We start from the raw sequence: 13,076 nt of genomic DNA on the forward strand, positions 1-13,076 counted from the left end.
ACCAATCAAGCCGTGAACCGTGAGGTGTCGGGACACGAGATATTGAGAGGGGGCCAGTCCGGTTCGAGGCGGGGATGATTCTCGTGGTAAGGTCCTTTGAGTACCTCGCCTTGGCCGGGCCAGAAAAAAGCATGGAGCAGAACTGTTTATGGATGTCAAACCTGTCAATCGAAAATCCATCTACGAGGATATCGTTCACCAGATTCGATCTATGATTGATCGTGGCGAACTTGCCCCCGGAGATAAATTGCCACCCGAGCGCAAACTCGCAGAGTTGTTTTCCGTGTCGCGGAATACGGTTCGTGAAGCGATCAAGGCCCTTGCCGAGCAGAATATTCTTGAAAGCCGTCAAGGTGCTGGAACATTTGTGTGCGAAGGGGAACAGGAGAGTTTTCTGACGACTTTTGCCGGGGCCATTTTGCGAAAGCAACCTGGACTGGCCGATGTTTTTGAGGTCAGAAAGCTCCTTGAGCCGGAAATTGCCGCCCTTGCCGCACGGAATGCGTCCCAGGACGAGTTGACCAGGATGGAAGGGGTCTTGATTGAACAGGAAGAAGCCATGCGGGAGGGAAAGCCTGCCGGTCGGCTGGACCAGCGACTTCACGAGTTGCTGGCACAGGCTTCGCGAAACGAAGTCATGCTGGCCATGGTTGTGGCTTTGCACGATGATCTTTCCGAAAGTCGAGTGGAGGCTCTTCAGTCCAGAGAAAGGCAGGAGGCCTCGCTGGCCGCGCATCGAGCCATTATCGACGCCGTTCGACTTGGGCATGTGATGCAGGCTGAAAAGGCCATGCGGGAACATCTTGAAGAGGTAGAACAAATAGTTTTAGCCAAACATGATTAACACTTCACTCAGAGAGGAAACATGAAAGAGATCAAGGAAAAAGCGCGGGAATTGATGAAGGGGTTTTGTCGGGTCTGTAAAGTCTGCGACGGCAAAGCGTGTGCCGGAGAGGTTCCAGGTATGGGAGGGCTCAATACGGCAGCCTCCTTCAAGAACAATATTGAAGCGCTGGCTCAGATTCGATTGAATATGCGCCTGTTGCATGCTGCAAGTGAGCCGGACTGTCGATGTACGGTCCTTGGGTATGACCTTGCCATGCCCGTGATTGCAGCGCCTATAGGCGGTGTTTCTTTCAATATGGGTGGAGCGGTGAGTGAAGAGGAATATGCCGATGCTGTGGTCGGAGGCAGCAAAGCTGCCGGTGTCATTGGCTGTGTCGGGGATGGAGTTCCTCCATTCATTCATGAAGCAGGTAACGCTGCTGTCGTGAAAAACGACGGCCACGGAATTCCTTTCATCAAACCATGGGAAGGGGATGAAATGCTGGAAAAGTTCGAAGTGGCTCGTAAAACCGGCTGTTCGACCTTTGGCATGGATGTTGACGCAGCCGGACTCATCACCCTGCGTCAGATGGGACGCCCTGTCTCACCCAAATCACCTCAGGAACTGAAAAACCTTATTGATCTGGTTCACGATTGGGACGCGAAATTTATTCTCAAGGGAATCATGACGCCGGATGAAGCAAAACTCGCTGTTGAAGTAGGCGCTGATGCCATTGTCGTCTCCAACCATGGAGGACGCGTGCTTGATCATACACCTGGCACTGCTGCGGTTCTACCCGGTGTGGCCCAGGCCGTTTCCGGTAAACTTGATATTCTTGTTGATGGCGGTATTCGTGACGGTGCGGATGTTCTCAAGATGCTTGCTCTGGGAGCTGATGCCGTCATGATAGGGCGTCCCATATCCGTGGCTGCCGTTGGCGGGCTTCAGGATGGAGTCGAAAAGTATTACGCCACTCTCAAGGGGCAATTGCTCCAGGCTATGGTCCTGACGGGGTCTCAGACAATTGCGGACATTACTCCGCGCGTCATTTTCAACGGATAACCATAACATCCGGCCCGTTTCGTTTTGAAGCGGGCCATGGGGAATCATGATTACCACCTATCTCCTCTATATCATCCTTGGTGCGTTTGCCGGTGTCTTTGCAGGGCTTCTCGGTATTGGTGGCGGGCTTGTCATTGTGCCCATGCTCAATATCGCCTTCGAGTTACAGAATTTCCCGGATGTTCACATCCAGCACGTGGCATTGGGGACTTCGTTGGCAACTATTATCTTTACGTCCATGTCCAGTATGCGTGCTCATCACAAACGTGGGGCCATCAACTATTCGGCCTTTTGGAGGCTGACGCCCGGTATCATCACCGGAACCTTCCTTGGCGCGTGGTTTGCCTCGATTCTATCGACCATGTTTCTGAAGGCATTGTTCGGAATTTTCCTTTTCTACGTAGCCACGCAAATGCTCACAGGCAAGAAAGCGTCAGCTTCTCGGGAATTGCCCGGAGCAGCGGGAATTTTCGGTGTGGGAAACGGTATCGGGATATTTTCTGCTTTGGTCGGTATCGGCGGTGGTACGCTGACAGTTCCTTTTCTCTCCTGGTGCAACCAAACCATGCATACGGCCATTGCCACGGCGGCGGCGGTGGGGTTGCCCATTGCCTTGGTCGGAACAACCGGTTTCATAATTAATGGTCTTGGTGTTGAAGGAATTCCCGGTCCTCATGTCGGATATATTTATATCCCGGCTTTTCTCGGCATCATATCCACGAGTATATTGACCGCTCCTCTTGGGGCGAAATTGGCTCATTCCCTGCCGGTAGACAAGCTTAAGCGGATTTTTGCTCTTTTGCTCTATGTCGTAGGCACGAAGATGTTGTGGAGTGCCTTCATGTAGCGTATCCCACCGGGATGCTCACACGATGGAACGCTCGTAACGGCTACCGAGAGTCGTTGACTCTCGGTATGCCTTTGGTCGTCAGTATGATGTCATCGACAGTGATGACTTTTACTGATCGGATATTCTTGGGAAATTATTCCCTTGAAGCACTTGGTGCCTCTCTCCCTGCAAGTATTCTTGCTTTCCTTTTTCTGTCTTTTTTTATCGGAGTGGTTGAATACACCGGTGTCTTTGTCTCTCAGTACACGGGGGCAGGGAAACTGGAGCGTGTCGGGGCTGCGCTCTGGCAGGGACTTTGGTTTTGTCTCCCTGCGTGCCTGGTGTTGGTGATTCTCTGGTTTTTGGCTGTTCCTCTTTTTGATTTCGGCGGGCACCCGGTGCCCATTCGAAGATTGGAGGTCATTTATTTTAGAATCCTGATCCTTGGAAATATTCCAGCCCTGATCGGGATATGTCTTTCCTGTTTCTTTTCCGGGAGAGGGTTGACCAAGCCTCTCATGCTTATCAACCTGATTGCGGCCGGAATTAATATCCCTTTGGATTACTGTCTGATAAATGGATTTGGTCCATTCCCCGAGCTTGGTATTGCCGGTGCCGGGTTAGCGACTGTTTGCGGGTTTACCTTTCCGGCCATCTGTTTCGCTTTTTTGGTTTTTACCAAGAAGAATGAATCACTGTACCGGGTTCGGTCTGCCTACAAGCTGGATCGCCGTCTTTTCCTCCGCTTCCTGCGGTTTGGTATGCCTGGAGGATTGCAGTTTTTTCTCGATATGTTCGGCATTTCCTTTTTTGTATTCATGGTCGGGCGGATTGGCCCTGTAGAACTTGCCGCAACCAATATAGCTATCTCCATCGATACGCTGGCTTTTCTGCCCACCATAGGAATGAGTATTGCCGCAAGCATCATGGTGGGGCAGGCCATGGGCAGGAAATCTCCAGACCAGGCCGCATTTGCGACACATTCTGTTTTGCACCTGGCCCTGGCATACATGGGTGGGATGGGAATATTGTTTCTTCTCATGCCGGAAATGCTCATGGAGCTTTTCAGAACCCATGAATCTTCAGGGACGGACTTTACCGAAGTTGTCACTATGGGGACAGTCCTTCTGCGGTATGTCGCTGTCTTTACCTTGATAGATGCCGTGGCGCTCGTTTATATCGGTGCCTTGAAGGGAGCAGGTGATACCCGGTTCATTATGTTGACCATGGGCTGCGCTTCGTTTGGATGTATTGTTTTGCCCATTATGGTCATGAACCAGCTGGGTATCCAGTCCATTCACGGTCCTTGGCTGTGCCTGCTCACCTATGTCCTGATTCTGGCTGTGACATTCATGGTTCGATTTCGGCAAGGTTCGTGGCGGACTCTGGAAGTTATAGAGTAACACGATCGGGATGGGTGAAGCCCGGATTTGAAGAGAAGGGTGACTGTCAACCTCATCTGCTCTCATGGTATAAGGGGAAAAAACACATTGGGGCTGTTGCATCTCAGTTCACGATCTATGCGTGAGCGTGTCTCTGCTCAAGTTTGTGATTCTGTCAGAATGCTTTTTATACGGGCACAAGTCTTTTCCTATGGAAGAGGAAATGGGTTGTGGTGGATGCCCTCAATATGTTTTCTATAAATGATGAAAAGACAGAAGGGGCGACCGTCAGGGCGGGATTGTCAGATGACTTCGTTTTCGACTTAAGAAATATTCTCTTGAGAATTGTATTCACGCTTTCGGTGAAAGCGCTAGATATTATGAAAAATATTTTTCCAGAAACAATCCCCCGGAAACCGATGTCTACGGGGGATTCGTTTTATTCGTCAATAATTATGGAAAACGTTTTGGTGGCATCAGCCACATCTCTTTTAGTTTTCTTATCAGTTCGTTTTATTGGGGCAGGGTGTCGTATGTCGTGTCTGCGACTTCGAGTGTCTTAACCAGTTCACCCTCAAGGGCAAGGAACTTGTAGAGGGAAAAAGTACGGTTTGACTTGGCGGTTTCAAGCAGGACAGAGTTGCTAAAGACCTCGTTGATGGAGTCAAGAACATCAAGCAATGAGCGTTGACCAACGTTGAATTGCATCAGATACATATCACGGGATTCCATGCTGTACTGAAGCGCTTCTGTATGTTTTTCAATTGTTTCGATTGATGTTTCATAATCGGACCAAGCCGTCTTCACCTGACGGGTGAGATCGTCGATGATGTTTTCCAAATCAGCCTTGGCTTCATTGACACGGGCATCGGCTTCCTTGATCTCATTATAGTCGGTACCGCCGTTGAAAAGATTCCAAGAGACAGCCAGCATGGCCCTGTCGTCTCTGAGATGCGTCTCCGAACCGTCCAGATGATCAGTATGGCGCGAGCTGAGTTGAACGTCTACATTGGGGAGCATATCTGATTCAGTTCTTCCCTTGTCCCGTTCGGAAACATCGACTTCTGCTTTGTACGTTTTGATCTTGGGGTTGTTGTCCAATGTCTTTTCCAACACGTCGGAAAAGGCTGCGGGAATGAAATCAGGACTGAAAGTGGCATCGTCAAGAACCGTCGGTGTTAGGCCGGTGATGCGGTAGTATTCGGATTCTGCAGTTGCCAGGCTTCCTTTGTAGGTGATCAACGTCGTTTCAGCTCGAGCAACACGGCCTCTGGCCTGCATTTCGTCGGCCTTGCTTCCGGCTCCGCCTTCCACACGCTCGACAATCGACCCGAGGACGTCCTGGTGGGCGGCAATGTTGACTTTGGCCAATTCCATGAGCTTGCGCTCACGAACTATATCGATATGCGCTCTGATAGCATCGAGACCGACGCTTTCAACATTGTCAATGAGGCGAAATTTGGCAGAATCAAGACGCGCTTCAGACCCCTGATACTCATTGTAGCGGTCCATTCCATCAAAAACATTCTGCGTGAGACTGACAGTCGTGTCCGAAGTGCTACGGAACTGATTGTTGATGCTATTGGCTCGAGTGGTCGCACTGTCATAACGCTGGTATCCGATGTCGGAACTCAGGTTGAGGGACGGGAAGAAGCGACCGAGTGAGGCTGCAAGATTTCGGGAGAGCGCTTCACGGTTATAAAGCAAGGATTTGATCTGAGGATGATGTTTGACTGCTGCGATAACACTCTCCTTGACGGAGGTTGTTCCATCAACATCGGCTAAGGCTGGAGTTGTTATAACAAGAGCGCATAGAGCAGCAAATATAAATCTTTTCATAGGTTATCCGATGTTTTGTAAAAGTGTCCGTGAATATTGAAAAGGTTTTTAGCTTTATTTCTATGAAAAATCAACCTCAATCCCAAAAAAAGCCCGACTCCATTTGGAGCCGGGCTTTGGTATGAGCGGGTTTATGAGTTGTGACCGGAGTCGATCATGTACTGAATGAGGTCATCTGAATGGGTTGCGGCATCAACCCCGGTGGAGTGGCTGTCAAGATCGGTCTGAGTCACACCCAGGAGCTTGACGATGACATTATTATCGTGGTCGTCACCCACCAGAACCTGAGTATATTGGATGGAATTTTCCGTTACCGTGGTAATATCCTTGACCGACATTCCGTCACCCATTTCCAGAGCATCGGTGCCGACAACGAAGTCATTGACCACGATTTCGCTGTGCGACTGGTTGAGAGCAGACTGGTCGATGAACAGTGTGTCATTTCCATCGCCAGTGGTGACGACATTATGGCCGCTTCCGGCATTGATGAAGTCATTGCCGGAGCCAGCGTCAATGGTGTCGTTGCCGCCTCCGCCGTATATGAAGTCGTTTCCTTCTCCGCCGATCAGAATGTCGTTGCCATCTCCGCCGTATATGGCGTCGTGTCCGGCTCCACCATCTATGTAATCACCTGTCATATGAGAGCCGTAGTGATTGTGGTGTCCGCTGTCACTGGTATTGTCCACAGCCATGATGAAGTCATCTCCGGGGGTGCCGAGCAGCGTATCCGCATGATGGGTGCCGAGGATTTCGGAATCGAATTCGCGGTGAACCTGAACATCATCTAGCAGAATGCCGAATGTGTCATTATGATCGCCATGTTCGGTGAAGAGCAGCTCCGCATGATCGGTCGGTGCCTGGACATCCAGGCTTATGGTGTTCCAGCCGGAGTCGGAACCGTCGTAATCGAAGGTTGTGACCTCTGTGGAACCGGGTTGTGTGACCTCAAAGACATGGTCAACGGCATTCCAGGCGACAGTGGCAACCAGCACGCCTCCCAATGAGACATCAAAGTCGTTGGTTTCACCAGCTGTCCCGGGACGCGGGGCAAACGCGAAGCTCAGGTTGACCATCTCTCCTGCCTTGGTCGCGATGATCTGTGACAGGGAGTCCACGTCATTGGCGGAATCCAATTCAATGAACTGGTTCCCGTCAGCTGCGTTCTTGCCCATATGGTTATTCCAGATTTCAATATCGCCGTCAGAAGGATTGCTCCAGTTGTCAACGCCATCAGTCTGTGTCCAGCTGCCGTAAATTCTGTCTGAGGATTCAAAGCTCGGGTTGAGCACGATCTGGCTCGAGACATCCACGTCAACGACAGAGATTGTCGTTGTTGCCACGTTGCTGGAAGTGCCGGATTCGTCGAAGAGGGTTACTTCAACGACACGGTCCGTCACGTCGGGGTCAGATGAGGCATGGTTCTCATAGGTGATGGAGTGAATGGCTTCCTGGTAATCGCTGATGGGCATGGTTCCGGACAGCGTGACCGTGATGGTGTCGCCGTTGTCAACAACCTGTGCGGTGATGCCGTCGGGCAGGGCGTCCGTGTTGAGAATGTCACCATCGTGGGCGTTGGTGAGGATAATGGTCGCGCTGGACATCCGGCTGGAGTCCTCATCGCTGATGGCCACGTCTCCGGCAATGGAAACGCCTTCGTGATTTTCAACCCATGTGGTGGCGTAGTCGGATGTGCCGTCATCCACAAGATTCACAGTGGCTGAGATATCATCGAAATCATCGTCGTCCCATGTGCCCAATTGGTCATCAACTTCCACCGACAGGGAGCCGTCGGCGTTGGTTTCGAACCGGAAGGAGGCTTCTTCGCCGTTCGGGTTGAACTGGGCTATGTCGAATTGAACATCCACGGTGTCGTTGCCCATGGCCAGTGCCCAATTCCCGTTATCCATCACAAAATGCATTTCCGATCCGAGTTGGTCGGCGGAGAATTCTCCGCCTGCATCGGAAACCAGGAAGAAATGGACGTCCTGGTCTCCTTCGAAGGTCGCGATCACATTATTGAGAATGCTCACATCCTTGCTGTCAGTGAGAATGATCTCAGGATTGCTCGGAGTGCCGTCTTCCACAAAGTATATGCCGAGCATATTGGTGTAGCCGGCATGTTCGCCATCGTAAACGACCTGACTGCCGTCACCGAGATCCAAGACCGGGGCTTCATGCGTGATGGTATCCGGTGCATCATACGTGAGCGTGACTGTGGAGGCGTTCCCTGTCAGGCCATCGGAATCAACAGGATAGTACTCAAAGGAATCCCCGCTGCCGAATTCAGCATCGACGGAGCGCAGCTCCCAATTTGAAGAAGAGTCGGAATCCGTGGAGAATTCGATACGATCAAAGAGTTGACCGTTGAGGATATCCTGGCCGATGGTGACGACGCTTTCCAGCCCCGATTCAGGGGCGTATACTTCGCCCTGGGCCACGATGGTGTCTCCGTTGTAGGCAACCCATGTGGCAGTGGCTCCAACACTGCCTCCCTCGGCAAAGTCAGAGCCGAGACCGTCAAAAGTGACTTCTGCGGTAGAGACCTGTGCTCCGTCAAAGGCAACTGTGATCACTTCGCCGCTGTTGATGCCGTTTCCGTCATTGTCACCGATGCCGACCCCCATGTGGTTGGGATTCTCAGCATTGTACTGGGTCAAGGCTCCATCGTTGCTGGAGACGGTCACGGAGATGGTGTCAGATACATGCAGGACACGGGTGTTGGCATCCACTTCCGTTCCCCAGTTGTCAATGCTCTGGTCGCCCTCATGGCGGGTGCCGAGGAAAACTCCCGTAGCATCCGGTCCGTCGGTACTGTCGGAAGCGACATAATTGATGTCGTTTACATTATATTCTTGTCCAACCACGATGGCATTGCCGTGATCATCGACCAGGGAACCGTCAGTGGGCAGGCTCTTGATAACCACGGTGTTCACCGAACCGTCTTCCACGTCGAGCACATGGCCGCCGAAGTCGATTGCAACGGATTGCCCGTGATCAACATGGGTGGCAAAGCTGTCACTTGTCGGCTCGTTGGTTGTCAGGACATCCGGCGTAATTTCAATGGAAACCGAGGACTCGTTTCCAGCCAGACCGTCATTATCGACGGGGACATAGGTAAACGAGGTGTCCAGGCCGTATTCAGCCTCAACATAGCGCAGTTCCCAGTTGGAACCGGACGACGAGTCCGTGGTAAAGGTGATGGTATCGAACAGTCCTCCGTCGATCATGTCAGTCGTGATGGTCAGCTGTTCGAAGAGTGTGTCATTGTCGACGGCATTTTCCACCACGCCAGAGCCGACAACTTCACCATCAAGAGTTGCGATCCAGACCGCCTTGGCCTGTTCTCCGCTCTCTGCTTCAAAGTGGCTGCCGAGTCCGTCAAGACCGACTTGGGCCGTGGAGACCACGCCGCCAAGCGAGACAGAGATGGTTTCTCCCGATTCAATACCGTTTCCATCATTATCAGCGATGCCGCTTCCGATGTGACTGGGATCATTTTCATCGTACTGTTGCAGGGCGTCCCCTATTCCGGCGTTGACGATGGAATAATTGCCATCGCCGTCCTGAACCAGTTCGCCCGTGCCGCTGGTGACAGTTACGGTGTGTCCGTCAACTTCTTGTGACAGGGTTGTTGTGCGGACATCGTCGCTGTCCGCGCCCCAGTTGGTGAGTCCCGGATCGTTCCCTTCCTTGCTCCCAAGCAGGATTGTGGAATGGTCGGTCTCCTCCGCCTGGAAGGAAAAGGACCCTTCGGACAGTGAGTAGGTGTTGCCTTCCACCACCGGTTCACCGTTGAAGTACAGAGTCCCTGAATCGGCGTCCGGCAGGGAGGTGATAATCACGTCAGTGACAGTGCCGTCGATGTCCTGGATATTGACATCTTCCGTGAAGTCGATGGCAATAGGTGCATGCATGGTGTCACCGGAGACCGTGAAGTCTGTGCTGGTAGGCGGTTCGTTGACGACCACATTCAAGACGTCATTGACAGTATGCCCATCGCCGTCTGTTACGGTCACCACGATGTCGTAATTGTTGTTTCCATCCAGATCAGCAGAGTCGGAGACGGTTATAATTCCGGTTTCAGAATCAATCGAAAATGGTGAGTCAGGATCGGTTATGGAGAAACTGAGGTCTGTGGAGTCCACATCAGAGGCAAAAGCCGTGGCTATATATGTGCCGTTGGCGACTCCCTCGTTAATTTCCACCGGCCCGGATTCGATTGAATCGACGCTATGAAGTGAGATATTGTCAATGACGTTTGCGTAATTGTCGTTATTGTAGGACGCCAGAACGAGTTCTCCCGAGGTTTCGCCTTCTCCTACTGTTATGACTACAGTACCGGTTTCCCAGTTCACATCGTCCGGGTTGTACGTAGCGACAAGTTCACCATTCCAGTAAACTTCGATATTGCCGCTGTCCGCTTCGCCGAGATTTGAGCCTCGATCGAAGAGGTCAAGCTCAAGAATATACTGTCCTTCGCTCAGGCCTGAAATCTCTTGTGAGATGACCAAGGCCTCGTTCCCACCCACGCCGGTGTCAATCACGTTGTCGCCATCGGATGCGCCTATGATGCCGAAACGGTCGCCGCTCATGGCTTCCCATCGGTCGCCTTCGACCAGAGTCCATCCCTCAGGGGTGTGTCCCTGTGCCCAGTCGCCCGAATCAATGGTGACATCTTCAAAGCTGCCGTTGATGACAAGGTTGTGGCCTGAGACGCCGGTTGCAAAGTCGATGACCGTGGGATCATCCACCGCGTCAACGGTCAGGCTGGCTGTTTGCTCCGTGGACAGTGTTCCATCCGTCACCGAATAATTGAACTCGACATCGCCGTTCCAGTTAGCGTCGGGGGTAAATGTCCATGTTCCGTCATGGTTGTCAGTCAGTGTGCCATGCCCATCTGCCAGGCTCAAATTGTCAATGGACAGGGAATCGCCGTCCACATCGGAAGCTCCGGCCAGCAGTTGGTCTGCACTGAAGGTAATGGAACCGTCTCCACCGATACCGTCCTCACTCATATGTCCAAGATCGATATCAGTCGCAGTGGGGGCTTCGTTCACATCCCCGACATTGATGGTCAGGGTCTTGGTGGTGGAGAGGTCTCCATCAGTAACCGTGATATCCACGGAGTAGGAATCCTGATTCTCATAGTCGAGAGTCGCGCCCTCGGCCAGTGTGATGACACCGGTGACAGCATCAATGACGAAAGGTGTACCGTCTGCGATGGAGAAGCGCAGATCTTCGTCCGGGGTATCGACATCGGTTCCGAGCGCCGTGGCCACATAGGTTCCGGCTGCGGAATTCTCGGTAATGGTCACACCTGATCCTGCATCATCAGAAACAGCATATAAGCTGATATTGTCGACCACATTGCCATATCCGTCATTGTCGGAGGATTCGAGCACCAGTGTGCCGGAGGTTTCATCTGCGCCAACGGTGATGTTGATAGTGCCGGTTTCCCACTCGGTATCACCTGGATTGAAAGTGCCGACCAATTCTCCGTTCCAGTAGACATTGATGGCCCCGCCATCATCTCCACCCAGATTGGAACTTCTGTCGAACATGTCCAGAGTCAGGACATAGTCACCTTCGCTCAGACCGGTGACTTCCTGGGAAATGACCAGGGCTTCATGGGTGCCGACACCGAAATCGATGACGTTGTTGCCATCAGATGCGCCGTCAATACCGAAGCGGTCGCCGCTCATGACTTCCCATCGGTCGCCCTCGACCAGTGTCCACCCCTCTGGGGTGTGCCCTTGCGCCCAGTCGCCGGAATCGATGGCAACATCTTCGAAGCTGCCGTTGACGATGTAATTCGTGCTTGTATCCAGAGAGCTGAAATCGAGATCAGGGGCTTCATTGACGTCGCCGATACGGACGGTGAAAGAGACGGGATCGCCGGACAAAGCTCCTTCGGCAGGAGTGTCGGTGGGGACTACCGTGACGGTGTAGCTGGCGTTGGTTTCATAATCAAACCCGGAATCCCCCACAGCCACGACCTTGTCACCGTCGATGGTGAACATACCGCTGACATCATTGCCATCGGCGTCAATGACGCTGACGATTTGATAGACTACATCGTGCCCTTCGACATCGGTGGAGATCAACTGTGCAACAGTCGTATCGTCAGTGATGTTTTCAAGAACGCTGAAGACCGGGTTGCCTGCATCATCCGAAGCGTTGACGACGATGTTGTCTATTCCGAATGACTCGTTGTTCAGGGCTTCGTTGAGCGTTGACCCCAACCCCAAAGTAACGGAGTCTCCAGGATTTTCGATAGTGAGGGTGACATGATGAATTTGATCCTCATAGCTGCCGAATCCCTTGTTGGTCGTCCCTGGTTCGGTGGCAGTGAAGGTCCAGGTTATCGTGCCGCTTTCCGTTTCTACCGTTCCGGTCCTGACCACGGCATTGTCTTCATCACTGTAGTCCATGTTGCTGCGTTCCAGCGGGATAGTGATATCATTGCCGTCTACCGTGATGATGAGATCATCATGCCCCCATGCATTGTCGGTCTGGGTCCATGAATCGATTTCGTACATGTCAAAGTCAATGGTGACTGAATCAGCACCGTCCACGACATCAAAGGTCTTGACCGTGGAATCTCCTGTCCCGAATCGGCCGAGGAAGTCGGTAAAGACTCCATCGGTTTCGGTGACTGTGTTGTTGCTCCATCCTGTTGCCCCGTGTTCGAAATCATTTGCATAAGAAACAACATCCGTAATCTGTGGTGCATCATTCGTCCCATTGACGGTGACCGTGATGGTCTGTGAGTCGGTGCCATCGGCCGAAGTCACGGTAAAGGTCTCCGTGAATGAGTCGCCGGTCCCAAGCTGCTGCACTTCAGAGAGAGTGTTGTCGATGGTGTAGGTCCATTGCCCGTCTTCGGTAATGGTCAGGTGTCCCAGATTATCAGAATCATCTACATTGGTGTCGAAAAGGGCCTGGCCGGAATCCGCATCACTGATGGAAAGAGTGCCCGAGGTCGTCAGGGAAACATCCTGATCAACATTCGCTCCAAGCTCTGTCACCGACCCTACGGCCGAGTCTCCCGTGTCCACGTTGATATGGGCGATATCGTTTGTTCCGTTGACGGTGATTGTCAGGGTTGCGCCGTCTGAAGCCGCGCCATCGGAAACGG

General features: G+C 52.3%; 6 protein-coding genes. 4 read left to right on the forward strand and 2 right to left on the reverse strand.

Going from position 1 to position 13,076, the window contains the following annotated elements; genetic code table 11:
* Positions 1-148 precede the first annotated feature (148 nt).
* From BN4_RS14190 to BN4_RS14205, 4 genes are read left to right on the forward strand one after another with little or no spacing between them, the layout of a single operon-like run.
* Positions 149-844, forward strand: a complete 696-nt coding sequence (locus tag BN4_RS14190; protein WP_015416099.1) for a FadR/GntR family transcriptional regulator — start codon at positions 149-151, stop codon at positions 842-844.
* 21 nt (positions 845-865) lie between these two features.
* Positions 866-1,888 carry an alpha-hydroxy-acid oxidizing protein gene (locus BN4_RS14195; RefSeq protein WP_015416100.1) on the forward strand — a complete coding sequence of 341 codons (1,023 nt, stop codon included), beginning with the start codon at positions 866-868 and terminating at the stop codon, positions 1,886-1,888.
* 46 nt (positions 1,889-1,934) lie between these two features.
* Positions 1,935-2,735: a sulfite exporter TauE/SafE family protein gene (locus tag BN4_RS14200; RefSeq protein ID WP_015416101.1), complete on the forward strand. Its 801-nt coding sequence runs from the start codon at positions 1,935-1,937 to the stop codon at positions 2,733-2,735.
* A 14-nt stretch (positions 2,736-2,749) separates the two neighbouring features.
* Positions 2,750-4,120 carry an MATE family efflux transporter gene (locus BN4_RS14205; RefSeq protein WP_015416102.1) on the forward strand — a complete coding sequence of 457 codons (1,371 nt, stop codon included), beginning with the start codon at positions 2,750-2,752 and terminating at the stop codon, positions 4,118-4,120.
* A 492-nt stretch (positions 4,121-4,612) separates the two neighbouring features.
* On the opposite strand, the gene BN4_RS14210 is transcribed toward BN4_RS14205, so the two are convergent.
* Positions 4,613-5,938, reverse strand: coding sequence for a TolC family outer membrane protein (locus tag BN4_RS14210; RefSeq protein ID WP_015416103.1), 1,326 nt, complete (start codon positions 5,936-5,938; stop codon positions 4,613-4,615).
* 131 nt (positions 5,939-6,069) lie between these two features.
* A partial coding sequence (locus BN4_RS17885) for a cadherin-like domain-containing protein (protein WP_041720423.1) occupies positions 6,070-13,076 on the reverse strand: 7,007 nt, incomplete at its 5' end.

The sequence above is a fragment of the Pseudodesulfovibrio piezophilus C1TLV30 genome (assembly GCF_000341895.1).
GTDB classification, from domain to species: Bacteria; Desulfobacterota; Desulfovibrionia; order Desulfovibrionales; family Desulfovibrionaceae; genus Pseudodesulfovibrio; species Pseudodesulfovibrio piezophilus.

What these genes read in the sequence shown, in the direction of transcription:
- BN4_RS14190 (WP_015416099.1), top strand. Translation starts at nt 149, where the DNA reads ATGGATGTCAAACCTGTCAATCGAAAATCCATCTACGAGGATATCGTT.
- BN4_RS14195 (WP_015416100.1), top strand. Translation starts at nt 866, where the DNA reads ATGAAAGAGATCAAGGAAAAAGCGCGGGAATTGATGAAGGGGTTTTGT.
- BN4_RS14200 (WP_015416101.1), top strand. Translation starts at nt 1,935, where the DNA reads ATGATTACCACCTATCTCCTCTATATCATCCTTGGTGCGTTTGCCGGT.
- BN4_RS14205 (WP_015416102.1), top strand. Translation starts at nt 2,750, where the DNA reads ATGCTCACACGATGGAACGCTCGTAACGGCTACCGAGAGTCGTTGACT.
- BN4_RS14210 (WP_015416103.1), bottom strand. Translation starts at nt 5,938, where the DNA reads ATGAAAAGATTTATATTTGCTGCTCTATGCGCTCTTGTTATAACAACT.